The organism is Hymenobacter arizonensis (assembly GCF_900115775.1).
Taxonomy (GTDB): domain Bacteria; phylum Bacteroidota; class Bacteroidia; order Cytophagales; family Hymenobacteraceae; genus Hymenobacter; species Hymenobacter arizonensis.
Map to the genome: position 1 here is coordinate 502,084 of NZ_FOXS01000002.1, position 24,910 is coordinate 526,993.

General features: G+C 59.3%; 21 protein-coding genes. 18 read left to right on the top strand and 3 right to left on the bottom strand.

The annotated features are described in order from the left end of the window. Positions 1-8: 8 nt before the first annotated feature. The 6 genes from BMZ66_RS08465 to BMZ66_RS08490 all read left to right on the top strand — a co-directional run bounded on the left by BMZ66_RS08465 (position 9) and on the right by BMZ66_RS08490 (position 3,673). Positions 9-632, top strand: coding sequence for a DinB family protein (locus tag BMZ66_RS08465; protein ID WP_234795034.1), 624 nt, complete (start codon positions 9-11; stop codon positions 630-632). Between the two features lie 120 nt (positions 633-752). Further along, the gene (locus BMZ66_RS08470) at positions 753-1,346 is read left to right on the top strand and encodes a GNAT family N-acetyltransferase (protein ID WP_143080116.1); all 594 of its coding nucleotides are present in this window, start codon (positions 753-755) and stop codon (positions 1,344-1,346) included. Beyond that, a complete protein-coding gene (locus tag BMZ66_RS08475) occupies positions 1,339-1,752 on the top strand; it encodes a diacylglycerol kinase family protein (protein WP_234795035.1) in 414 nt (137 codons plus the stop codon). Before BMZ66_RS08470 ends, BMZ66_RS08475 begins: the two co-directional genes overlap by 8 nt. Positions 1,753-1,893: 141 nt before the next feature. Continuing rightward, positions 1,894-2,364, top strand: coding sequence for a DUF6970 domain-containing protein (locus BMZ66_RS08480; RefSeq protein ID WP_092671105.1), 471 nt, complete (start codon positions 1,894-1,896; stop codon positions 2,362-2,364). A 98-nt stretch (positions 2,365-2,462) separates the two neighbouring features. Continuing rightward, on the top strand, positions 2,463-2,960 hold the full coding sequence (locus BMZ66_RS08485) for a DinB family protein (RefSeq protein WP_092671108.1): 498 nt from the start codon (positions 2,463-2,465) through the stop codon (positions 2,958-2,960). An 89-nt stretch (positions 2,961-3,049) separates the two neighbouring features. Next, complete coding sequence (locus BMZ66_RS08490; RefSeq protein ID WP_092671111.1) at positions 3,050-3,673, top strand: thioredoxin family protein; 624 nt, start codon at positions 3,050-3,052, stop codon at positions 3,671-3,673. A 272-nt stretch (positions 3,674-3,945) separates the two neighbouring features. Here the strand turns inward: BMZ66_RS08490 and BMZ66_RS08495 are convergent, their stop codons facing one another. After that, positions 3,946-4,776, bottom strand: coding sequence for a DUF4382 domain-containing protein (locus BMZ66_RS08495; protein WP_092671114.1), 831 nt, complete (start codon positions 4,774-4,776; stop codon positions 3,946-3,948). 113 nt (positions 4,777-4,889) lie between these two features. Then, a complete protein-coding gene (locus tag BMZ66_RS08500) occupies positions 4,890-7,931 on the bottom strand; it encodes an AsmA family protein (RefSeq protein ID WP_092671117.1) in 3,042 nt (1,013 codons plus the stop codon). A gap of 397 nt (positions 7,932-8,328) precedes the next feature. Between BMZ66_RS08500 and BMZ66_RS08505 the strand changes: the two genes are divergently transcribed. Both BMZ66_RS08505 and BMZ66_RS08510 read left to right on the top strand, forming a co-directional pair. After that, positions 8,329-9,375, top strand: a complete 1,047-nt coding sequence (locus BMZ66_RS08505) for a PorP/SprF family type IX secretion system membrane protein (RefSeq protein WP_092671120.1) — start codon at positions 8,329-8,331, stop codon at positions 9,373-9,375. Positions 9,376-9,444: 69 nt separating this feature from the next. After that, positions 9,445-10,698 (top strand): SUMF1/EgtB/PvdO family nonheme iron enzyme, encoded by a 1,254-nt coding sequence (locus BMZ66_RS08510; protein WP_092671123.1) that lies wholly within the window; start codon positions 9,445-9,447, stop codon positions 10,696-10,698. Positions 10,699-10,778: 80 nt separating this feature from the next. Here the strand turns inward: BMZ66_RS08510 and BMZ66_RS08515 are convergent, their stop codons facing one another. After that, positions 10,779-11,480 carry a ComF family protein gene (locus BMZ66_RS08515; protein ID WP_234795036.1) on the bottom strand — a complete coding sequence of 234 codons (702 nt, stop codon included), beginning with the start codon at positions 11,478-11,480 and terminating at the stop codon, positions 10,779-10,781. A gap of 256 nt (positions 11,481-11,736) precedes the next feature. Between BMZ66_RS08515 and BMZ66_RS08520 the strand changes: the two genes are divergently transcribed. The 10 genes from BMZ66_RS08520 (at position 11,737) to BMZ66_RS08565 (ending at position 24,018) form a co-directional block, all read left to right on the top strand. After that, positions 11,737-12,117 carry a carboxymuconolactone decarboxylase family protein gene (locus BMZ66_RS08520; RefSeq protein ID WP_092671126.1) on the top strand — a complete coding sequence of 127 codons (381 nt, stop codon included), beginning with the start codon at positions 11,737-11,739 and terminating at the stop codon, positions 12,115-12,117. Next, positions 12,114-12,497, top strand: coding sequence for a hypothetical protein (locus BMZ66_RS08525; RefSeq protein WP_092671129.1), 384 nt, complete (start codon positions 12,114-12,116; stop codon positions 12,495-12,497). The genes BMZ66_RS08520 and BMZ66_RS08525 overlap by 4 nt, the downstream gene beginning before the upstream one ends. A 106-nt stretch (positions 12,498-12,603) precedes the next feature. After that, a complete protein-coding gene (locus BMZ66_RS08530) occupies positions 12,604-13,371 on the top strand; it encodes an exodeoxyribonuclease III (RefSeq protein ID WP_092671132.1) in 768 nt (255 codons plus the stop codon). Between the two features lie 119 nt (positions 13,372-13,490). After that, positions 13,491-17,000, top strand: a complete 3,510-nt coding sequence (locus tag BMZ66_RS08535) for a DUF4175 family protein (protein WP_234795037.1) — start codon at positions 13,491-13,493, stop codon at positions 16,998-17,000. A gap of 122 nt (positions 17,001-17,122) precedes the next feature. After that, positions 17,123-17,569, top strand: coding sequence for an ATP-binding protein (locus tag BMZ66_RS08540; protein WP_092671135.1), 447 nt, complete (start codon positions 17,123-17,125; stop codon positions 17,567-17,569). A gap of 6 nt (positions 17,570-17,575) precedes the next feature. Next, positions 17,576-18,073, top strand: a complete 498-nt coding sequence (gene ybeY, locus BMZ66_RS08545; protein WP_092671138.1) for an rRNA maturation RNase YbeY — start codon at positions 17,576-17,578, stop codon at positions 18,071-18,073. Between the two features lie 111 nt (positions 18,074-18,184). After that, positions 18,185-18,910 (top strand): GNAT family N-acetyltransferase, encoded by a 726-nt coding sequence (locus BMZ66_RS08550; protein ID WP_234795038.1) that lies wholly within the window; start codon positions 18,185-18,187, stop codon positions 18,908-18,910. A 255-nt stretch (positions 18,911-19,165) separates the two neighbouring features. Then, entirely contained in the window at positions 19,166-21,034 is a 1,869-nt protein-coding gene (mnmG, locus tag BMZ66_RS08555; protein ID WP_092672938.1) for a tRNA uridine-5-carboxymethylaminomethyl(34) synthesis enzyme MnmG, read from the top strand. A 202-nt stretch (positions 21,035-21,236) separates the two neighbouring features. Continuing rightward, positions 21,237-22,142: a class I SAM-dependent methyltransferase gene (locus BMZ66_RS08560; RefSeq protein ID WP_092671140.1), complete on the top strand. Its 906-nt coding sequence runs from the start codon at positions 21,237-21,239 to the stop codon at positions 22,140-22,142. Between the two features lie 241 nt (positions 22,143-22,383). Beyond that, a complete protein-coding gene (locus tag BMZ66_RS08565) occupies positions 22,384-24,018 on the top strand; it encodes an Ig-like domain-containing domain (protein WP_092671143.1) in 1,635 nt (544 codons plus the stop codon). The last annotated feature ends 892 nt before the right edge of the window (positions 24,019-24,910 follow it).

A 24,910-nucleotide genomic window follows, 5' to 3' on the forward strand; every position in this document is an offset into this window, starting at 1 on the left:
ACGGACCTTTGAGAAAAAAATCTAACGCTATTACCAGCACCGCTTTTCTCGCCCAGCTCGACCAAAACCTCCGCCAGCTCCTCAGCACCGTGCAAACCGAGCTGGCTCCCCTGGAGCTCGCCCAGCTCAACCATAAGCCTGCGCCCACAGCTTGGAGCATTCTCGAATGCCTGGAGCATCTGAACCGCTACAGCCGCTACTACAACCCGCGTTTCGCGCAGGCCCTGGCCCACGCCCGCCCATCGGCCGAAGCTGAGGTGCGCTATAGCTGGGTGGGGCGCAAGTTCATCGAGATGATAGCGCCCACCAATCCCAAGAAAGCCAAGGCGTTCGGCTACATGAACCCCAGCGGCAGCCAACTGGACCGCGAAACCCTGACCGAGTTTTGTGCGCATCAGCAGCAGTTGCTCGCCCTGCTTGCCCAAGCCCGGCACACCGACCTAAACCGCAAAGCCGTGCCCGTAGAGTTTCTCAAGTTGCTGAAGCTGCGCCTAGGCGAGACGTTTGAACTGCAGGTGTTGCACGAGCAACGCCACGTGCAGCAAGCCCTGCGGGTGAAAGCTGGATTGTCGGATGCTAACAGGCCCGAAACCACCGATGCTGCCCCGTCCTTGCTGGTAGCCAGTTTATAATCACGCTTTTCGCGCCGCTGGTGGTCGCGCACCAGCTCAGCACGTTGCTTTTTCCTGGAAAACCACCGCCTTTCCGAGTTGGAAGGGTGGCTTTTCTTTTTTACCATCATCTTTGCCCCGATGGATTTCTCTACTAACATCGTTCTCGAAAACAAGCGCGTACGCCTACGCCCCCTGGAAATCGGCGATTTCGAAGCCCTTAAAGCCGTAGCCTTCGACGCCGAGCTGTGGCGCTACACCCTCACCCGCGGCGACGACGCGGTGAGCCTCGCAGCCTACATTCGCCAAGCACTGGAAGGACGGGAGCAAGGCCTGCGCTACCCGTTTACCATCGTTGACCGCGAAACCGGCCAGATAATCGGCAGCACCAGCTACTACAACGTGAGCGAGCCCGACCAGCGCCTGAGCATCGGCTACACCTGGGTAGGCAGCAAATTCCAGCGCACCGGCCTCAACCGCGCCGCCAAACACCTGCTGCTGAGCCACGCCTTTGGCCAGATGAACTGCGAGCGGGTGGAGCTGGAAACCGACTCGCGCAATAACAAGTCGCGCGAGGCCATGGCCCGTATGGGCGCTACCGAAGAAGGCACCCTGCGCAGCCACCGCCCCACGCAAGGCGGCATCCGGCGCGACACCGTGATTTTTAGCATCATCAAACCGGAATGGTCCGAGTTGCGGCAGTCGGTGTTTCAAGAGTTTGAAGCCCGTGGCTGAGCCCGCCACACCTAATTCTGACCGCCTGCGGCCACCCGATGGGCTGTTGCGGCGCCGCGTGGCCAGCTTTGGGCACGCCTTTAGGGGCGTGTGGGCGGCGTTGCGCTCCGAAGTCCACCTGCAGTTCCACGCGGTGGCCACGGTGGTGGCTATCGGGCTGGGCTTCTACTTCGGCATCAGCCGTCTCGAATGGGCCTTAGTAGCGCTGGCCGTGGCGTGCGTGTGGGCCGCCGAGCTGGTGAACACCGCCATTGAAGCCCTCACCGATTTGGTTTCGCCCGGCTATCATCCGCTGGCCGGCAAGGCCAAAGACGTAGCCGCGGGCGCCGTGCTGCTGGCCGCGCTGGGCGCCCTGGTAGTGGGGGCACTGGTGTTTGGGCCCTACGTTCTGGCGATTGCCGAATAGGCATTACTGTTCAGCTTGAGAGCACGCCAAAGCCCATAGGAGTGAAAAGACGCGCAAAAACCAACTCATTGCCTGAGCCCGGCGTAAGGAAGCTTGAAGTGCGGCGCGGCCTTACTGTTGAATAAGTCCATACCTAATTACATGAACAAACTGCTCGCCTTAGCCATTTCCGCGTTGCTCGTCGCCTCCTGTGCGCCCAAGCAAGTGAGCGTGACCACGCCCAACACGCCTCAGAACCAGCAGGTGAACAGCCCCACTACGCCCACGCCCACTGGGGGCAGCGCCGTGGTTCCAACCCCGCTCTCAACCTCGGCCCGCGAAGCCATTTCCGATACGTCGGCCCGCCCGGGCTGGCTCAAAAATCGAATTTCGGCGGTGCTGGCCGAGCGCAAGCGCAACCCCATCATCCGCATCCTGAGCTACGACTATCGCGGCCAAACCGTGTACTACCAGTCGGCGCCGTGCTGCGACCAATATTCCCAGGTATTCGACTCGCAGGGCCGCCTGCTGTGCCAGCCCGAAGGCGGCATCACGGGCAAAGGCGATGGCAAATGCCCGGACTTCGATAAAAACAAAGCCAACGAAAAACTGGTCTGGCAAGACCCTCGATAAGGGAATTATGAGTTTTGAGTTATGAATTATAGGTTGTCCTTTCACCAGCTCCTATTCCTCAACTCAGAACTCATCATCCATAACTCACAATTAAACCGATGAATACCCTAGAAAAACTCGGTGCTTTTAACGTGTGGGCCAACACCACCGTGCTCAAGCGCCTCGACGAAGTGGCCGCCTCCGGCCAGGAAGTTCCGCCCGTAGCCCTGCGCCTGTTCAGCCACGTGCTCAATGCCCAGGCCATCTGGATTTCACGCATTGGCGGCACGGCCAGCCCCGTGAAAGTGTGGCAGGAGCACGACCTGGCCGGCTGCCACGCCCTGCACCAGCAAACCTCCGAGCCCTTGCATCAGCTCATGGTAAACGCCGATGAAACCGAGCTGCAGCGCCTTATATCCTACACCAACTCGCTCGGCGACAGCTACGAGAGCCTGGTCCACGACATCCTGACCCACGCCGTGGTCCACGCCAGCTACCACCGCGCCCAAGTAGCCACCCGCCTGCGCGACCACGGGTTTGAACCCGTCAATTCTGACTTCATCACGTACTGCCGCGAACTCTCGGCCGCGGCCCGGCAGGCCGCGCCCAGTCTGTAGCACCAGCCATTTTTCCCCTACTCGAAAACCCTTCCTCCTCCGGAAGGGTTTTTTAGTGGCTTTCCTGTTCAGGCTTACTCATCTATACCATGTCTGAAATATTTACCCCCGCACCAGTCATTGCGGCCGACCAGCTCAACCGCGCCTATTCTTATGCCGGTTATCGCCAGCTCATCGACGAGCTGATGATGCAAAGCCGCACCACGGGCACCACTCAAACCGAGCAGCTCGTGCAATATGCTCGCCTCAACATCAAGCGCATGCAGCGCGTGGACAAGACCATTCAGCTGCTGCCCGAGCTGCAGGCGGCTCTCGAGCAGCTGCCGCGCCGCTACGAGTGGCTGGTCATTACCGAAGGCTGGTGCGGCGATGCCGCCCAGCTGGTGCCCGTGTTCGAAGCCATTGCCCAAGCTAGCCAGGGCAAATTGACGACCCATTACGCGCTGCGCGACGAAAACCTTGACCTCATGGACCGCTACCTCACCAACGGCGGCCGCTCCATTCCCAAGCTCATCGTGCTCCACGCCGACACCCTGACCGAAGCGGCCACCTGGGGCCCGCGCCCCAGGCCCGCGCAGGAACTATTTGAGCGCCTGAAACGGGAGCAAGTGCCCTACGAAGAGTTTGTGACGCAGCTACACGGCTGGTACGCCAAAGACCGCACCCTAAGCACCCAACGCGAGTTGCTGGCGCTGCTACAGAACCTTGGCTAAGTTTTAATTCAGAACTTATTTAAATAAGCAAACACGGGGGTAGAGACGCAACATTTTGCGCCTCGTCGTTGCTGATGGTGTTTACCCTGCGCAGACGCTGACGGCACAGTTCTTTACATTTAACGAGACGATGTTCAACGACGAGACGCAAAATATTGCGTCTCTACCTCGTTCGAATAGCTTTTTTAGTCGATTTCATTTGGGTTAAAAACCAAAAAAGCCCCCGCCTCTTGCACGAGACCGGGGCTTTTCAGTGGCTTAGATTCTGTCGCTTAGTTCAGCGGAATAGAACCCATGTTGGTCACGTTGTCGTTGGTCACCACTACACCGGTGCGAGTCACGTTGCGGTAGGCAGGCTGCCCGGTAGGGGCAGTGGTGCTCGGGAAAAACTCCACGCGGTAGGTACCTGCGGGCAGGGCGCCCATTTGAAACGCGCCGGAGGCATCGGCCGAGGTGCTCACCGTATCGGGGCCGAGAATGGTGCTGCGAATGGCCAGCACCTGAGGCCGCGCGGCCGCTGGGGCCACGGTGCCGCTTAGGCCGCCCCGCACTTCCTGAGTAATCACCCGCACAACGGGCTTCAGCAGGTAACGCTCTTTGCGGTCGTTGCCGGGGCGCCAGGTGCCGCGTTCCACTACAGACTTGGCTACGTCGAAATCGAGCAGCAGCTGGTAGGTCTCGCCATCGCGCAGGGTGGTTTTGTCAAGTTTCAGCTTCACGCCCGACGTTTGGCCGCTGGGGGTTTTGAGGTCGTAGCGCTGGTCGTCGCGGCCAATAACGTAGCTGTCGGGCCCGAGCACCAGGCGGATTTCCTTAAGGTCGCCGGGCGCAAAGTCCTGCTTCACCAGCAAGGCCGACTTTCCGTTCACGTACTCCAGAATGTTGAGTGTCTGGGGCGTGAAGCTCAGGTTTTTCCATCCGTCCTTCGCTTGCTCTTCCTTCAGGTGCACCTCAATTTGCCGCACGTCGAGCACCACTTGATGAAAGTCGCCGGGAGCGTCGGTCATACGCACCTCTAGCTTGGAGGTATCAGAGTTTTTGGAGCAGCTGGCTAGGCCCAACACCGCTAGGCAAGCCAAAGGAAATAGACGAGTAAGGTTCATGTGAGGGAATAGAGAAAGTTGATTTTAGAAACGTAAAACGGCGACGCACACCGACGCCGGCCGGCCGTTCACAATAATACTGCCAACCTTCTATATTGCCCTGTTCAATTGTCTTATTTCGTGCTATCGGCCGGGGCTGGGTCTGCCGCTTTGGCCCGGGGCTTGGGTTTGCCAAACAGGCTATTCAGCCCCTGCCCAACCTGGTTTTTCAGCCGAGCCTGGGCCTCCAAACGTGCCTTTTCGGCCGTGATACGTGCCTTTTCCTCTGCAGTTTGCTCCGCGGCATCGTCGGTGCGCTTGGTGCTATCCTGTGCCGCCTGCTTCTTTTGCGTAAGCCCCATGAGGGCGTCGGTAAGTTTGGTTTTTACCACGTTGGTTACAATGGCTTTGCCCTGGTCTTTCACGCTGCCGCTGGTTAGCTGCACCACGGGGCTGGTCATGGTGCCGCCAATATTCAGGCCCAGCGTCACGCGGTCGGTTCCCTGAATGTTCTGCACGCCCGTCAGCTGCGTGAGCTTGCCCGTCACGGCGTTGCCCAGCTTACCCGTGGGCACATTCAGGGCCGTGACGTAGGCTAGCGCGCCGGCCAAGCTATTCGAGCCGCCGAAGGTCATCTTCACGTCGCCCACGGTCAGGTCGAAGGGCTGCACTACCAGACTGCCGTTTACAATATTGGCTTGAATGGCCTTGTTCACCACCACCAGCGTTTTCAGCTCGGGCAGCGTGGTCAGGCTGGCAATCTTGCTCATCACCTCTGACTGGTTGATGGCCGCCTTCACCACATCAAATACGCCCTTACCGGTCAGGGTAGCCAGATTGGGCATCATGTCGGGGCCCATTTCGCCGCTCACGTTAAAGTTGGTCCCGAACACGCCTTCCACCTGGCCGGCCAGCGGAATGAGCTTCTTCACCGTCGTAAATGCCGAGAAGGCGTTCTGGATGTCCAGATTCTTAATGTTCAGCCCGAAGTCAAAAGTGGGGTGGGCCAGGGTCTTGCTGCTGTAGCTGCCGGTGGTGCCAAAGTTGCCACCCAGCGTATTGAAGGTCATGTTGCTGAGCCGGGCCGTTTCGTCGCGCACCGTCACGGTGCCTGCCACGTTGGTCAGCTTCAGGTTATCGTAGGTCACGTTGTCGACGCGGCTGTTCAGCACCAGGTCAAAGTATTTGGGAATCTGCAGCACGCCTTCGGCCTTGGTCGGCGCCTTGCCGCTGGCCACCGTGGCCGTGGGTTTGGCCGATACCTCGTCCACCATCCACTCGTTCACATTGAAGTTGCGCGAGTTCACATTCATGGTGCCCTTCAGCGACTGGCCCGGCGTGAACAGGTAGCCCAGGTAGTTGCTCACCGTGCCCGACGCCGCAAAGTCGGAGCTGCCGGCCGTGCCGTTCAGGCTTTGCAGGTTAATCTGGTTGTTGTTAAAGGTGGCCGTGCCGCTGCTGATGCGCACGCCCTGCGGCAGGTCTTTGCTCTTGTAAGTCACGTTGGTGGCCTTCACGGTGCCGCTGGCCACCACGTTCTGGTAGCGACCGGCCTCCACGTCGGCCATGTTGCCTTTGGCAGCAATGTCGCCGGCCACGCGGCCGGTCACGGTCATGCCCTGGAGCGGGAAAATCTTGGTGATTTTGGTTAAATCCACCGTGCCGCGCACGTTGGTGTCAAACACCGGCTTGTCGATGTTGCGGGCCGTGAGGCGGCCTTCCAGCGGCTCGCCCTCCAGCACCATCCGGAACTGCGGCAGGTTGATTTGGGTATCGTTTACCTGACCCGTGTTGTTCACCACCGTGCCATTGAGGTTGATGTTCTCAATAGGAGCCGGAAACTGAGCCGATTTCACGAAGCCGTTGGTCAGGCGAATGGCAGCGTTCACCACCGGCATCTGGGTTTTGGAATAGATGCCCTTCGCCGTACCGTCTACAAACAGTTGCCCGCGCATGGCCAGGTCCTTCACCGGGTACACCTTCAGGGCCTCGGCCAGGTTCACGTTGGCTTTCACGCGGCCGTCCACGCGCATGGGCTCCAGGCCGTCGATGGCAATATTGCCGTCCACGGGGTTGGGCCCCAGGTCGAGGTGAAACTGCGGAATGTTCACCTTCACATTGTTGGTGTAGCCGGAAGGGTTATCCACCTGCATTTTCAGGTTGATGTTCTTCGCCGCCTGGGGCAAGTCGGGGTACTGAAATTGCCCGTTGCTTACGGCCAGGTTCACGCCGTAGCCGGGCATCTTCAAGTCGTTCTGCGTGCCTTTGTAGTAGCCATCGAAGGATACCTTGCCGCTGGTTTTCACGTTCTTAAACTTCTCAGTATACACCCCGGGCACCAAGCTGAGCAAGGTCTTGAAGTCCGTTTCCAGTGCCTTAAAAGTCAGGTCGTAGGTAATATCCTTTTCGTTGGGCAGCCCGATGGCGCCCGCAAAGCTGAACGGGAAATCGTTGAGCTTGATTTTGTTGTCTTTGAAGGTATAGAGGCTCTTTTCGAGGTCCATGTTCATGTTCACGTCGGCGGTGAGCTGCTTGTTGCTCACGTAAGCCACGCCGTTGTAAGTCATGTCGAGGTCGGTGGCGGTGGTCTGCGACTTCATGTCGAACACGTTGCTGGCGAAATCGCCGCTGCCGGTGTGGTTCACGCCGGCGGCCTGCATCAAGAAGGGGAGGGTCAGGTCTTCGTAGCGCAGGCGGCCATCGGTCATTTTCCACCCTTTTATGGCGAGGTGCACCTGGCTGGTGTCCTGGCCCTGGGCAGCGGCAGCCGAATCCGAAATCATAATATCCCAGTTGGCCAGGCCGCTTTTCAGCACACGCAAGCTCAGGTTGGGACGCTCCAATTCGATGGATTTGATATCGACGGCGCCGCCTCGAACCACGCTCATCACATCCAGGCCCACCCGCAGGTTGGGCAGGTAGGCCAGCGTGTCGCGGCTAAACGAATCGAGGCCAATCACGCGCAGCTCCCGGATGTTCACCGTCATGTCGGGGAACGAGCGCAACAGGCTCACGTCAATATTGGCGGGGTCATACAGCACCTTGGCCCGCACGCGGCGAGCAATTTGCTCGTCGGCCAGCGCCCGCAGCTTGTCCTTAAACAGCACCGGGGCCAGCGCCAGCGCCACTACCAACAACCCGAAAAAAACGGCGACACCCAACAATATTTTCCGCATGGGAGGAGACAATTAATTATTCGAACAAAGGTAGAGCCCACAAACTACCACGTTTTTTCAACAGGGAGCTCTTAACCAAACCAAACGTTGCGTGGCACGCTTCCGTGCCCCGGCACCTGCTTCCAATTACATCTAGTACCAGGAAGGCCGTATTGAGCTGGCTTAAACACGTTGTAAAAACACTACTTCTTTAGAATCAGGTTGCCCCGGTCGGCCCGCTCTAAGCAAGCGCACCGGGCAGTGAAAACCACAGTAGCAAGCAGTCTGCCAAATGCGCTGAGGACCTAACATCCTGCTCCCTACGCGGAACTGTTTGACCTAGCCTCGCTGTATCAGGCCATACATTTGCGTTGTCGGTCGCACTAAACTGCGTTTCGGTGGCGTTACCTCGGTCCATATGCCAGTACCCTGTTCCTTGTTGCTTGCCAGAATACGGCTCGGCCTTGCAGCCGGTGCGTTGCTGGCCACCGCTTCCGGGGCGCAGGCACAGGATGTTTTTTTCTCGCAGCCGTTTGCTACCCGCCTGCACACCAACCCGGCCTTCACGGGCTTGCTCGACGATTACAGCGTCACACTGAGCTTCCGCAACCAGTTTCCAACCTTAGCGGGCTCTTTCGTCAGCACGCAGGCCGCCGCCGATGTGCGCCTCGACCGGCCCGGCCAGCACCACGCCCTAGGCGTACTCTTCAATCAGGACCGGACGGGCTCAGTCGGCTACACCCGCCTCGAAGCCGGCGCGCTCTACGCCTACCACACCCGCCTCACCCAGAAATTGGCCCTGAGCGGCGGCATGCGGGCCAACTATGGCCGCCAGCGCGTAGGATATGACAATTTCGTGTTTGGCGACCAAATTCTGGAAGATGGCACCGTAGCGGGCCCCAGCGCCGAATCGTTGGACTTTCAGCCCGTTAACTACCTCAGCTTAGGCACCGGGGCCGTGCTCTATTCTGAGCAAGGCTGGCTTAGCCTGGCGGGCCAGCACCTCAACCAGCCCAGCCTTGGTTTTCAGCGCCAAAGCCAGCTTCCCATGCTGCTTAGCCTCTCCGGTGGGTACAAATTCTTTATTGTTAAACCCTCCACCGGGTTGGCTACCCGCGAGGTCAGCGTGACGCCGGTGGCATCCTACAGCCGGCAGGGCGGTTCGCAGCGCACCGAAACCGGGATGTACGTGACCGCAGCGCCCGTTACGTTGGGGGCGATTTATCGCAATATTTTTTCACCTAGCAACGTTGGTTCCCAGCACCTCCTCGCCGTAGTGGCTGGCATTCAGGCAGGAGACCTCCGCCTGGGCTACAGCTACGATGTGGGCCTAAGCCAACTCAGTTCCGACTTGGGTGGGGCGCACGAACTAACGCTGGCTTTCCGCGCATTTGACCGACTAGAAAACGCCCATCGCCGACTAAAAAAACGTGTTTACCCGACGGCCCCTTGTCCGGCATTCTAATTTTTTGTACTATTGTGTCCTAATTGCCCTTGCTAACCCCTCCTTCTTCATAGTCATTTTAACTTTATTATGAACTTCCCTAATTATTTACGCTTGGCCGTAGTGGGCCTCGTAACCTTGGCCAGCTGTGGCAAAGGGGGTCCTCCCACTGCTACAAAACCAGGTAAATATTCCTCTACAACGGGTATCGAGTACAATACTGAGAAGGGAATGGCAGTTGCCAACTTCAAGAAAGTACCCGAGGGCCCGGGCCTTATTTTTATCGAAGGTGGCCGCACCGTACTGGGTTCGCAGTCGGAAGACGTGACCATGACGCACGATAACATCGAGCGCACGGTGACCATCGCCTCGTTTTACATGGACGAAGCCGAAGTAGCCAACATTCACTGGCTGGAATACCTGCACTTTATTCGTACCGACTCTACCGAAGAATTTTATCGTTCCGCGCTGCCCGACACCACCGTATGGGCCCGCGACCTTTCCTTCAACGACCCCTACGTAACGTACTATCTGCGTTACCCCGGTTTCCGCTACTTCCCCGTGGTGGGCGTGAGCTGGCTGCAGGCCGACGACTATTGCACCTGGCGTACGGCCAAGGTGAACGAGCGTCTGGCTACTGAAGGCAGCTCCAAGTCGAGCGGCGGCGGCTTATTTGGCCGGAAAAAGAAGAGCGGCGACGCAGCTGCCGGTGCTGAAGGCACCAACAGCTCGGGCGGCGACACCCCTACCATCGAAAAAGGCAACGTACTGCCCAACTACCGCCTCCCCACCGAGGCCGAGTGGGAATACGCCGCTCAGGCTCTCGTAGGCACCCAGGAAGTGGGCAACGAGAACCAGGAGGAGAAGCGCATCTACCCTTGGGATGGCAAAACCACCCGCAACGCCTACGGCCGCAAGCAGGGCCAGTTCCTGGCTAACTTCAAGCGGGGCCGTGGCGACTACGCCGGCATCGCCGGTAGCCTGAACGACGGCGCCATGATTACCGAGTACATCTACTCGTACCCCCCCAACGACTACGGCCTCTACAACATGGCTGGCAACGTGAACGAGTGGGTGCAGGACGTATACCGTCCCCTCTCGTACCAGGACGTAGAAGACCTGAACCCTTTCCGTCGCAACGGTGTGGCTGACCCCGCCGACAAGTACGACAAGAAAGGCTACCAGTCGCTGATTGACGACCACGTGCGTGTGTACAAAGGCGGTTCGTGGCGCGATGTGGCCTACTGGCTGTCGCCCGGCACCCGCCGCTTCATGGCTGAGGACTCGGCCACGGCAACCATCGGTTTCCGCTGCGCAATGATTAACGCCGGTTCGAACAAGTAATTGAGCTTGGCAAGTAAAAGGGCCGCTCCTGAATCAGGAGCGGCCCTTTTTTGTGCCGTTTGCCTTCGTCCTTCTTCCATTTATCGGTCGGCGCAGGCAATGGCGGCAATGCTGATTTCGGCTGCTCCGGCCGCGAGCAAGGCTGCCCCGCAGGCTTCGAGCGTAGCGCCCGTGGTCAGCACGTCATCCACGACGAGGATGCGCCGGCCAACAACGTCCGCAGGATTCTCCACTTCGAATACATTGGCGACGTTTTCCCAGCGCTGGGCTCGGTTCTTTTTGGTTTGGGTCTTGGTGTTGGCAGTACGGCGCAGGGCGTTATTGCTGGCGGGCAGCTGCAGGCCCTGCGAGAGGCCAGAAGCAAAAGCAGCCGCCTGATTGTAGCCGCGCTTGGCCAGCTTGCGCGGATGCAGCGGCACGGGCACAATAAGGTCGAAGTCGGCAGCCAAGCCAGCAGCGTGCAGCTCCGCGCCATAAAGCTGGCCCAGGGCCGTACCCACGTCGCGCTGGCCCTGGTATTTGAGCTCATGCAGCAGGTTTTGGACGCGGCCGTGGCGCACGAAGCGCAGGTAGCTCAGGGCGTGACAGATGGGCAGCTTGCCCCAGAAGCGGCGGCCCAACGGGTTTTGGTCGGGCGGCAGCAGGTGAAAATCAGTGTAGGGCAGTTCGGCGCGGCAGCCGGTGCAAAGGTGGTTTTCGCCCGTCACCAAGGGCTCTTGGCAGGCCAGGCACAGGCGCGGGAAAATCAGACCGATGAAATCGGTGGCTAGGGAGCGAAGCACGGTAGAGGGAAGGGCGAAGTTTTGGGCAGTAATTTTGGAGGAGCAATGTAGGCAAATACTACTGTCGTGCGGAGCGCCACGTCTGTCATCCTGAGCTGGCGAAGGACCTGCTCACGCCTGAACGAACTGTTCTCCTGTGAGCAGGTCCTTCGCCAGCTCAGGATGACAGATGAAGAGGAGTGATGCGTACCTACGGCAACCTCCGGTTCGACGAGCTCAGCACAACATTTTCTATCTTCTTTACCAGACCTAACGAATGTCCCAAGTAACCGAATTCAACGAGTACCGCCAGCGGATGAACGAAACCATCATGGCGGCTGATAACAAGGTCATCAAGCGGTTTTTCAACCTCGACACCAACACTTACGCGCCCGGCGCCATCGACGTCAAGACCAAGGAAATGCTGGGTCTGGCCTGCTCCATGGTGCTGCGCTGCGACGACTGCATCAAATACCACCTCGGCAAATGCTTCGAGGAGAAGCTGACCGATGAGGAGATTTACGAGGTGTTTGCCATCGCCAACATCATTGGCGGCAGCATCGTGATTCCGCACTTCCGCCGCGCGGTGGAATACTGGGAAATCCTGAAAACGGAGGCCGTTGCGCCCGCGCCACCCCACGCCGAGCACGCCGTATGAGCGAGGACCTGAACCCCGCCGAGCACCCTGAATCCGAGGCCGACTTCGAATCCCGTTGGGAGACCCTGATGCAGGAAATGGAGGCCCGCTTTCACAAGCGGCCCGACCTGAACGCGCTGCTGCTGCTCATCGGCATCCAGGAGTTGAATCAGGGCATTACTACGTTCACCAAAGAGCAAAAGCAGGACCTAATGCACATTGCTACCTGCCGCCTCTTCAGCCTCAGCGGGCACTACGAGCTGGAGCGCGTAGACGAAGACGGCTGGCCCCATTACAAGCTGTTGCGCCCCGTGCCCTTTGCTAACCTGAAGGAGCAGGAGCGCATGCTGAAGTGGCACGTGCTGGAATACTTCTCGTTGGACCCGGGCGACGAACTATAACGTCATGCAGAGCGCAGCGAAGCATCTCGCTCGCTTCGTTAAGTTACTATTCCACGCGAGATGCTTCGCTGCGCTCTGCATGACGTTCTGCTTTTTAAATCCCCTTATGAAAATCATCTCCTACAACGTCAACGGCCTACGCTCAGCACTAAGCAAAGGGCTGCTGGACTGGGTAGCTACCGCGGCGCCCGACGTGCTGTGCCTGCAGGAAATCAAGGCCGGCCGGGAGCCGATGGACGTTTCCGGTTTCGAAGCCCTGGGGTACCGCGCTTATCTGCACCCGGCCCAAAAACCCGGCTACAGTGGCGTGGCCACGTTTACGAAAATCGAGCCCACTGCCGTGGTGCACGGCTGCGGCCAAAGCTGCTACGACGACGAAGGACGTGTGCTACGCCTGGATTTCGACAACGTATCAGTGCTGAACACCTACATGCCCTCGGGTACCAGCGGGCCGGAGCGGCAGGCCTTCAAGGTGGAATGGCTGCACTTTTTCCGGAAGTATGTGGCCGACTTAAAGCGTACTGACGTGCCTCCCTTGCTCATTGGTGGTGACTTCAATTGCTGCCAAACGCCTATTGACCTGCATAACCCCAAGGCCAACCAAAACAGCCCCGGCTACACGCCCGAGGAGCGGCAGTGGTTCAAGGATTTCCTGGCCGACGGCTTTGTGGATACGTTCCGTCACCACCAACGCGAGGCCGTGGGGCACTACTCGTGGTGGAGCTATCGGGCCGGCTCGCGCCAGCGCAACGTGGGCTGGCGCCTCGACCATTGGCTGGCCGACGAAGTCCTGCAACCACGCCTAACCGGAGGCGGTCTATTGCCCGATGTGGTGCATTCGGACCACTGCCCGGCTTGGGTGGAGGTGCAGTAGCGTGGACTCTGCGAGTCCGCGCAATAGGCAGTTCTATGCGCGGACTCGCAGAGTCCACGCTACTGCTGCCGAACCAAGCGCCCCGTCTTGATGTATCTTTCCTGAACAAGACCTGATTTATGGCGATGCTGAAAGAGAGCGGCGCGGCAGCGGCCGAGTACCCGGCCCTGGCCCGGGTCCGGACGGAGCTGGAAGCCTTCAAGCGTAAGTTTTACCTGAACCTGCTGGTGCGCGGCCTCTTGGTGGCCGTGGGGCTGCTGCTTACACTGTTTGTGGTGTTCAACGTGCTGGAGTACTTCCTGTACCTGCCCACGGTGGTGCGGGCCGGGCTGCTGTTTGGCTTTTCCGGCCTCACCGTTTATAGCTTCATGCGTTGGATTTGGACGCCGCTGGCGGCCCTTACCAACCTGCGCAAACTGCTCGATGACGAGCAGGCGGCCCGCAGGGTAGGGGAGCTGTTTCCGGAAGTGCAGGACCGGCTGCTGAACGCCTTGCAGCTGCAGGGCCAGGCCCGCGACAATGCTCTGATTGCGGCCAGCCTAGAGCAGCGCGCCGCCCAAATGGGCAACATTTCGTTTGCCCAGGGCATCGACATCAAGCAGCAGAGCAAGCCGCTGTGGAAGTACGCCGCCGTGCCGGTGGCTGTGCTCCTAGTGCTGTTGGCGTTTTACCCGGCCTTCCTGGTTCAGGGCACGGAACGGATTTGGCACTACCGGCGGGCGTACTCGCCGCCGGCGCCGTTTCAGTTTGTTATCAAAAATCCTAAGCTGACGGCCTTCCGGGGCGAAGACTTCACGCTGGATGTAGGCGTGGCGGGCTCCGCGGTGCCGGCCGATGTGAGCATCAATTACAGCGGCGGCGAGCGGCGCCTGAGCAAGGTAGTGGGCCGCGGCGACCAGTTTCGCTACACGTTTGAACAACCCCAGGGCGACGTGACTTTTCAGCTGGCCGGCGCCGGGTTCAACTCGCCCGAATACAAGCTGACCGTGCTGGAGCGGCCGAACCTGCGCGACTTCAAAGTCAACATCACCTACCCGGCCTATACTGGCAAAGCAGCCGAAACCATTCAAAACGGCGGCAACCTGACGGTGCCGGAGGGCAGCACGGTCCGCTGGGAATTCGCCACGGCCGCGACTGATGAGCTGGCGCTGGTGTTCCAAAACCCCGACGAAACTGTTGCCGCCAGCGGCACCGACAAGACCAATGGCACTTTTGTGGCCACGCGGCGGGTGTTGCGCTCGCAGCCCTATCTGCTGCGCCTGAAAAACCCCGCCAGCCTGAACCGCGACCCCATTTCTTACCAATTAACGGCCGTGCCTGACCAGGCGCCCTCGCTCACGCTGGAAGCGTTTTCGGACACGGTGACACAGCGCTACCTGGCGCTGGGCGGCACAGTGCGCGACGACTACGGCCTAACGCGGCTGGTGCTGCACTACGAGGTGAAGCGCAACAACCAAAAGCAAGGCGCCCGCAGCCAAAAGCCCCTTGTCCTGCCCACGGAAAGCGCCGGCACCTACGCCTACACCTGGAACCTGAACCCGCTGAACCTACAGCCCGGCGACCGCCTCGAATACTACGTGGAGGCCTGGGACAACGACGGCGTGCACGGCCCCAAGGCCACGCGCACGCGGCCGGCCGAGTTTCGCCTGCCCGGCCGCCGCGAAATGCGCCAGGAGCTAAACGCCCAAGCCCAGTCGGTAGCCAGCCAGATGAGCCAGGCCGCCAAGCAAAGCGAAAAGCTGGAGCGCGAGCTAGCTAAGGCCCAGGACAAGCTCAAGACCAAGCGGGAAATGAGCTTCCAGGACCGCAAGCAGCTGGAGAACATGCTCGACCAGAAGCAGCAGATGAACCAGCAGCTGGAGCAGATGCAGAAGATGTTTGAGCAGCTGCAGCAGAAGCAAGACCAGCTCAGCCCGAAAAGCGAGGAGATGGCCAAGAAAGCCGAAGAGCTGAAAAAGCTCATGAACGACCTGCTCGACCCCGAAACCAAGAAGCTGTACGACAAGCTGCAGAAGCTGCTCGAACAGCAGAAGCAGCCCGATGCTGAGATGCAAAAGCTCCTGCAGCAGCTCGAAAACAAGGAAGACGTGCTGCAAAAGGAGCTCGACCGCGCCCTGGAAATGTTCAAGCAAATGCAGCTGGAGCAGAAGGCCGAGGAAGTAGCCGACAAGCTGGAAGAGTTGGCCAAGCAGGAAGAGCAGCTGGCCGACAAAACCGAGAAAAACGACAAGAATAACCCCGACAATAAGGCCTCGAACCAGGAGCAAAAGGCCAAACAAGAGCAGATAAAGCAGGAGCAGGCCCAGGCTCAGAAAGAGTTCGAAGACCTGAAAAAGGAGCTTCAGGAGTTGAAGCAGATGGACAAGGAGACGGGCAACCAGAACGGCATCGACGAGCAGAAGCCCGAGCAGGAGCAGACCGACCAGGACATGGAGGAAAGCCAGCAGCAGCTCGGCAAAAACCAGAATTCTAAGGCCGCGGCCAAGCAGAAAAGCGCCGCCCAGCGCATGAAGCAGATGGCGAAAAAGATGCGCGACCAGATGAGCGACCAGGAAAGCGACCAGGCCCAGCAGAACATCGACGACCTGCGCGACATTCTGGAAAACCTGCTCACCCTCAGCTTCGACCAGGAGGGCCTGATGAAGGATTTCCGCAAGGTGAACCAGAGCGACCCGCGCTTTGTGCAGCTGGGCCAGACCCAGCGCAAGCTGCGCGACGACGCCAAGATTATCCAGGACTCACTCTATGCCCTGGCCAAAAAGGAACCCAAAATTCAGAGCTTTGTGACCCGCGAAGTGGGCGAGATGAACGGCCGCATGGACGAGTCGCTCACCCACATTCAGCAGCGCGACCCGGGCCGCGCCACCGCCACCCAGCAGCAGGCCATGACCAGCATGAACAACTTGGCCCTGATGCTGCAAAGCTCCCTCGACCAGATGCAGCAGGAGGCCCAGGCCGGCAAGGGCCAGCCCCAGGATGGGCAGGGCCAGCCCGGCAAGAAAAAAGGCAAAGGCAAAGGCAAGGGGCAAGGCAACAAACCCGGCCCCGGCGACATGGGCAAAATGCAGCAGCAGCTCAACGAACAGATTCAAAAACTCTCCCAGAGCGGCAAGTCGGGCCGGGAGATGTCGCAGGAGCTGGCCAAGCTAGCCGGCCAGCAGCAGATGCTGCGCCAGGCCATGCAGCAGCTTGATAAAATGCAGCAGGGCGGCAAAGACGGCCAGGGCAAGGAAGGCAGCAAAGAGGGTAAAGAGGGCGGCAAGGAAGGCGGCGCCAATGGCAAAGATGGCAAGGGCGAAGAAGGCGGGGGCGGCACCGGCGACATCAAGAAGCTGATGGAGCAAACCGAAACCGACCTCGTGAACAAGCGCCTGACCGAAGAAACCATCATGCGCCAGCAGCAAATCTTGACCCGTTTGCTGGAAGTTGAGAAGTCGGCCCGGGAGCGGGACCAGGATACCAAGCGCGAAGCCCAGGCCGCTCAGGTAAAAACACCTGTTTTTCCGCCGGCTTTCGACAAATACCGAGCAAACAAGGAACGCCAAACCGAATTACTACGTAGTACACCCCCGAGCCTCACCCCGTACTACCAACGCGAAGTGGGAGAGTACTTCCAGAAGATTAAATAAACACAGCCTTACTTGCCGTCCGGTTGTTCTGCTTTGCTTAACCAGTGAAGCGGAAGTCTGCCGTACAATGCACTATTTTTGCCGCCCCTAACCCGCTGCTGCCCTCCCTATCAAACCGCCTTATGAAGCAGGTAAAAATTCAGATTCCGTCGCTCGTCGAAAACATCCGTGTGGTGGAGAGTTTTATCGATAATTCCAAGGATACCTTTCAGATTGAGGACGATATCTACGGCAACATCATGGTTGCCGTGACCGAGGCGGTGAACAACGCCATCCGTCACGGCAATAAGTTCGACAAAGACAAGAACGTTTATTTGTCGTTGTACGTGGAGCCCCAACAGCTGAAATTTGAGATTGAAGACGAAGGCTCGGGCTTCAATTTCGACAACCTGGAGGACCCCACGGCGCCCGAAAACCTGGAAAACCCCGGTGGCCGCGGCATCTTTCTTATCCGCCACCTGGCCGATGAGGTAGAATTTAGCAAAGAAGGCCGCCGCGTGCAGCTCACTTTTCAGCTGACCCAAGCCCCAGCCGACGAAACCCCTACCCCCGACCACATCGCCGCCTAACGACGCATGAACAGTCACCCGCCGGTGGGGCCTCCCCACCACGACAATTTCCCCCCCGGCGAGCTGCACCACGAGGCCCCCGGCATCGAATTCATGGTAGAAGACGTGCCCGAGTTCGAGTTGTCGGACGCCGAAGGGCTGGTGGAATGGATAGAGCGCATCGCGGCCGTGCACGAGCACCGCATTGTGCAGCTTACCTACATTTTCTGTTCCGACGACTACCTGCACCAGCTCAACGTCGAGTACCTCGACCATGATACCCTCACCGACGTCATCACGTTCGATAACTCCGATGATGCCGACATCATCGAGGGCGATGTGTTCATCAGCGTGGAGCGCGTGCGCGACAACGCCCGCGACTTGGGCGTGAGCTTCCGCGACGAGCTGCACCGCGTCATGATTCACGGCGTACTACACCTGCTTGGCTACCACGACAAAGACTTGCTGAGCCAAACGGCCATGCGAGCCAAAGAGGACCACTGCTTGTCCTTGCGCACCTTCTAGCGCACTGCTTATTTTTGTTGATACCGTCTGGCGCCCGCTTCACGCGGGCGTTGGCATGTCCAATCCTGGCTGAGCACGTGAGCTGCGGCCTGGTAGTTTGTCTTCCCGATTATGTCCGCTTCTCCTTCTGCTCTGCGCTTCATTCGGGGCGATGCCTTGGACTTTTACCTGGGCCAGGGCTACTACCGCATGCAGCAGGATTTGTTCACCTGCCAGTTTGTGCCGTTTGATGGGCGGATTTATACTACGCACTGGCTGCGCCTAGTGCTGGCCAAAGCAGAGTGGGGGCCCGAACAGCGTCGTCTGCAGCGGCGCAACGCCCGGTTTGCGGCAACCGTGCAGCCGCTCTACATCACTGCTGAGCACGAAGAATTGTACACGCGCTATCGGAGTGCCATCACTTTCGACGCCGCCCCGACAGTAGAAGCCGTGTTGCAGGGGGGTGAAGAGCACAACGTATTCAACACCTACATCATCGAAGTGCGCGACGGCGAGCGGCTGGTTGCAGCCGGCATTTTCGACCGCGGCGACCGCAGCCTAGCCGGTATCCTGAATTATTACGACCCTGATTACCGGCAATACAGCTTGGGCAAGTACCTGCTGTTGCTGAAAACCGACTACGCCCGCCGCCTGCAGCTCGACTACTATTACCCCGGGTACGTGGTGCACGATTACCCCAAATTCGACTACAAGCTATTTCTCAGCCCGACAGCTACTGAGGTTTTTGACAGTATTAGTGGCCGCTGGCTGCCATATTCCAAAGAGGTAGTTACTGCTCACTCTGCCGAGTTGTTGGCCGATTGGCTGCCGGAGGAACTGCGTGGGGTTGTCGAGTAAAATGTAAGTAAGTGCCATGCGGCGCGACCTCACCCCTGGCCCTACCGGAAGCTGCCTTCACTACGGCTCTGCTTGCACTCAAAAATCCAATCTCACAACTCGTTTCACGTGAAACCGGCTGTGGGTTTTTGATTTCGTAATTTTGTGGCCGATACCGCTGGAACGCACGAGGTCGCGTTCCGCGTTGGACTGTTTCTATTGCCGCTCTCAATGGCGGTTTCCTATACCGAAGGCGCGCCGGCGCTTCTCCCGATTATGTTTCAGCAAGAAGATTACGATGTCATTGTAGTGGGAGCGGGCCATGCGGGCTGCGAGGCGGCCGCCGCAGCCGCCAACCTTGGCTCGAAGGTGCTGCTGGTGACCATGAACATGAACACCATCGCGCAGATGTCGTGCAATCCCGCCATGGGCGGTGTGGCCAAGGGCCAGATTGTGCGCGAAATCGACGCGCTGGGTGGCCAGTCGGGCATCATCACTGACCAGACCATGATTCAGTTTCGGATGCTGAACCGCTCGAAAGGCCCCGCCATGTGGAGCCCGCGCGCCCAAAGCGACCGGATGCGCTTCGCCGAAGCCTGGCGCCTGACGCTGGAGGGCATCGCCAACGTGGATTTCTGGCAGGAAGCCGTGACCGGCCTGGTAGTGGAAAACGACAGCGTGGTGGGCGTGAAAACGCAGCTCGGCATTGAGTTTCGGGGCAAGTCGGTCGTGCTGACCAACGGCACTTTCCTCAACGGCCTCATCCACATTGGCGAGAAGAACTTCGGCGGTGGCCGGGCCGCTGAAAAAGGCAGCCGCGGCATCACTGAGCAGCTGCTGGAGCTTGGCTTCGAAGCCGGACGCATGAAAACCGGCACCCCGCCCCGCGTGGACGGCCGCAGCCTCGACTACTCCAAAATGGAAGTGCAGGGCGGCGATGACGTGCCCAGTAAATTCTCCTACCTCGACACGCCGCGCCTGACGCAGCAGCGCCCCTGCTACATCACCTACACCAACGAGCGAGTGCACGACATCCTACGCGAGGGTTTCGAGAAGTCGCCCATGTTTCAGGGCCGCATCAAGGGCCTGGGGCCGCGCTATTGCCCCAGCGTAGAAGACAAAATCAACCGCTTTGCCGACAAAGACCGGCATCAGATTTTCGTTGAGCCCGAGGGCTGGAGCACGGTGGAATGCTATATCAACGGCTTCTCCAGCTCGCTGCCCGAGGACGTGCAGTACCGTGCCCTGCGCGAAATCGCCGGCTTCGAAAAAGCCAAGATGTTCCGCCCCGGCTACGCCATCGAATACGACTTCTTCCCGCCTACCCAGCTCAGCCTAACCCTGGAAACCAAGCGCGTGCAGAACCTGTATTTCGCGGGCCAAATCAACGGCACCACGGGTTACGAGGAAGCCGCCTGCCAGGGCCTGATGGCCGGCATCAACGCGCACAACAAAGTGCATGGCAAGGCGCCCTTCATCCTGAAGCGGAGCGAAGCCTACATCGGCGTGCTCATCGATGACCTGGTGAACAAAGGCACCGACGAGCCTTACCGCATGTTTACAAGCCGGGCCGAGCACCGCATTTTGCTGCGCCAGGACAACGCCGACCTGCGCCTCACGCCGCTAGGCCATGAGCTAGGCCTAGCCTCAGATGAGCGGTTGGAGCGCGTGCGGATGAAAGAAGCCCAAGCTGCGGAGCTGGCAGAATTGCTACAGAAATTTGCCATCGAAACCGCCGAAATCAACCCGCTGCTGGTGGAGCTGGGCTCAGCCGAAATCCACGAGAAGACCCGCGCGGTAAACCTGCTGCGTCGGCCCAACGTGGAGTTGGCCGACCTGCGCCGCGCACTGCCCACACTGGATGCTGCGCTTGCTGCATTCGATGCTGAAGCTTTGGAGCAGGCCATCATCAATATCAAATACGAAACCTACTTGGCCAAAGAGCACCAGCAGGCCGCCCGCCAGCAAGAGCTGGAAAACTTCGTTATCCAGGGCCGGCTCGACTACCGCGCCATGCCCGCCCTCAGCCACGAGGCCCGCGAAAAGCTTCTTAAGATTCAGCCCGAAACCATTGGGCAGGCCTCGCGCATCAGCGGCATCTCCCCGGCCGACGTGTCAGTGCTGATGGTGTACCTGGGGCGGTAAGAAGTAGCGCGGCCGTGCCCGGCAGGGACTCTGTAGTCCGCGTCCCCGCGCCGTTTCAACAATTCGCGAACGGCGCGGGAACGCGGACTACAGAGTCCCTGCCGGGCACGGCCGCGCTACTTAAAATCTTACGAACTTTGCCGGGCTATGAATTTTGCCGTGCCGTTTCCAAAACGGGCGGTTCTGCCATTTATAAGTATCCGTGTCCTACGAACGATTAGAAAGCTGCCCGGTGTGCGGCAAACCCGAGTTTCGCAACAAACTAGTGGTCGAGGACCGCACGGTAAGCCACGAAAGCTTTGCCATTGTGCAGTGCGCGGCCTGCAGCTTTCAGTTCACCAACCCCCGGCCGGGCGCGGCAGATATTGGTAGGTATTACGAGTCCGACGACTACGTGTCGCACAACAGCGGCGCAGCGGGCCTGGTAAACCAGGCCTACAAAGTGGCTAGGTTTTTCACCATGCGCCGCAAGGTGGGCTTGCTGAATAAGTACGCGGCCCGTCGCGGCAAGCTGCTGGACTACGGCTGCGGCACGGGCCATTTCCTGACGGCTGCCAAGTCGGCGGGCTGGAAGGTAGCCGGCCTGGAGCCCAACCAGCGGGCCCGGGAAGAGGCCAGCCAGCGCCTCGGCCAACCGATAGGGGAGGAGGGCCTCGCGGCCTTTGAACCCGGCACTTTCGATGCCGTCACGCTTTGGCACGTGCTCGAACACGTGCACACCCTCAACGAAACCCTGGCCCAGCTCATCGCCCTGCTCAAGCCCGATGGTGTGCTGCTAATCGCCGTGCCCAACGTGGAAAGCCTCGATGCCCAGCACTACCGCGAGTTGTGGGCTGCCTACGACGTGCCCCGCCACCTCTACCATTTCGCGCCCAAAACCATGGCCCAGCTGCTGAAGAAGCACAAGCTGGTGCTGCGCGATACCCTGCCCATGCCGCTCGATGCGTATTACGTGAGCATGCTCAGCGAAAAGCATAAGGCCGAGCGCGCCGGGGGCCTGCTCACGGTGCTGAAGGCTGGGTATAAGTCCAACCAATACGCGGCGCAGCACGAGGGGCAGTATTCGAGCTTACTTTACGTGGCTGGGCGACGCACCCCGGCTGTTTGATGCGGCAGCAGGTCCGTTTTGGGTTGATTTCGGCTTTAGCAGCTCTTTCTTCGCTGGCTGTTCAGGCCCCAACCGTACTCGCTTTGCCAAGTCTGGAATCTTTGCAAACCGCACTGCCCACTTTTGTGGTGCGTACCGTCCGGCACCTTACCATCGTTACGGCTAAGCCACATGATACCGCTGGCGATGCGCATCGGGGCAGCCACTGTTGTGCTTACTCTCACCAAGCTGTTGTTGTATAATGTCTGTTCGCGCTGAACTGCTGGCTTTGCTGGCGCTGATTGCCTTGCTTGAAAGCTGCGCCGCCGTGGCCCCGCCCCTGGGCGGCCCGCGCGACCGCACGCCCCCGCGCCGCATCGCGAGCTCGCCCGACAGCGCCGCCCGCAATGTGAAGCAGCAGTTCGTGCGCCTGATTTTTTCGGAGCCCGTCGTTACCAAGGAGCTGACCAAAAACCTGATTATCACGCCCCAGCTGCCGGCCGACAACCCCTACAAACTACGCGAAGACCGCAACTCCATCACGCTGCTCTTCGACAAGCCGCTGGACCCGAACACTACCTACAGCTTCAATTTTCGCGAGGCGGTGGTGGACATCACCGAAGGCTTACCGGCCAAAAACGCCTACCTCAACTTCAGCACCGGCGCCGTGCTCGATTCCGGCCGCGTGAGCGGCACCGTCACCGACCTGCTCACGGCCAAACCTGCCGCTGAGGTGAGCGTGGGCCTCTACCGTGAAGCCGACACCGCCGGCGTGCGCCGCGGCCGCCCCTACTACACGGTGCTTACCGACAAGGAAGGCAAATTCAGCTTGAGCTACCTGAAGGCCGGGGCTTATAAATTGTACGCCGTAGCCGATAAGAACAACAACGGCCGCTACGACGACGGCGAGAAAATTGCTTACCTGCCCGCGCCCATTGTCATTGCGGGCGACAGCAGCAAGCCCGTCTCGCTGGTCCTAACGCAGCCCGACCGGCGCCCGCCCCTGCTCACCACCCGCACGCCCAGCCCCACGCAGCTGCGGTTGGCCTTCAACGAAGGCCTGCGCTCGGCCACGCTGGCGCCGGTGGGCACTTCCCAGAGCGCGGCGGCCGTGGCCGAAGCCGTGCTGCTCGCCGACCGCGGCCGCACGGTGGTGGTCTTCAAAACGCCCGAGGTTGGCGATGGCCGCTACCTGCTCACCACGGCCGACAGCACCGGCAACGTGGCCCGCGACACCCTCAACCTCCGCTTCCCGGTGCCACCGGCCACGGCCAAAAGGGCGGCCACTCCCACGCTCTATTCCGTGGAAGGCAGCCCGCGTTCCGTGTTCCCGGAGGGCCAAATCAAATTCGTGTTTGCCGTGCCAGTGCGCCTGGCCACTGGTCGCCCGTTTGGCACCCTCATCGAAGACTCCACCAAACGCCGGCCGTTGGCATTGCCCGCCGATGGCAAGCTCAGTGCCGACCGCACGCAGCTAACCGTGCGCTTCCGCACCAAGGCCAAAGCCCGGCTGGATATTATACTCGACAGCACGGCCATCTCGGCAATCACCGGCGAGCAGTTGCGGCTGCGGCCCCTGCGCCTGGGCATCAGCGAACAGGACGTTTCCGCCAGCTTATCGGGCACCATCACCACCAAGGAGAAGAGCTTCGAACTGCAATTGCTGGATGAAAAGCTGCAAGTGGTAGCCAGCCTGAATTCGCCCAAGGGCACCTATTCCTTTTCCGACGTGGCTCCCGGCACCTACCGCCTGCGCGTGCTCATCGACCGCGACGGCGACGGCAAATGGCGCAACGGCGACCCCAACCTGCTGCTACCGCCCGAGCCCGTGTTCCTCGACCCCAGGCCCCAGCAAATCAGGGCTGGTTTTGATATCGTGACCCCGCTCACATTCTAAACCAGCGAGCAAAACCAGTATTCCTTTTTGGGCCCCTCTCTTTCGTGTCATCAGCCTGCCCCGGCTGCTGGCAGAAGGGGAGGGGCTTTTTGCGTTTACTGACACCTTAGGGAAGTTCGCGGCTGCAACATTCACACATCTACCCATAGTAGTTTTCATCGCTAGTCTTTCCCCCACAGTGCTTGTCCTTTTCACTGCTCACATTCATGAGGGACGCATAGGCGTTGTCGTTTTTAGTCATGTCTTGAGCGATGCCCAATGGAAGCTTGATAAGCTTGCCCTCAAATGCTCCCAGCGAGCCCAAACCAAGGATTCTGGCTCACTTTACCCACATCCGTGGATAACTAAAGCTCAAATCCAGTTACTGACGGCCTTTTTGAGGACTAATCCACCGGTTTTCCACCGGCTTTTCCACACTCATTTTGCGTTGGGGAGAATTTCGGGGATAACCTGGGGGAAACAGGAAGGCCACACGGGGATAAGTGGGGTAGAAGTTTTTTTGGTGATTCAGGAGCCCACACAGGGGAAAACCGTGGGGGATAATCGGGGATAACTTCTCCACGCCAGCGGGCCTTCCCACACGCCCATTTTATGGGGGATACTGAAAATGTGGAAAGAGGACGCAGATGTTGAAAATAATAATAAAGCATTGGTAAACAACTACTTGTTTTCCACAATGCTGGTGGATAGTGCGTGGATAAGACCGTGCTTACCCCCACGTTATCCACGCTGGGGATAACCTCCCGAGCTTATCCACTTATCAACCGACCTAATGGGTGGGAATAAAAAAGTTTTTTAGAAAAATGATTTAACAAAAAATTAAGGTTGGGGAAAACCCGAATCAAGGGTTTGAGCCGCCGGCCCCGAATCAAGGGTTTGAGCCGCCGGCCCC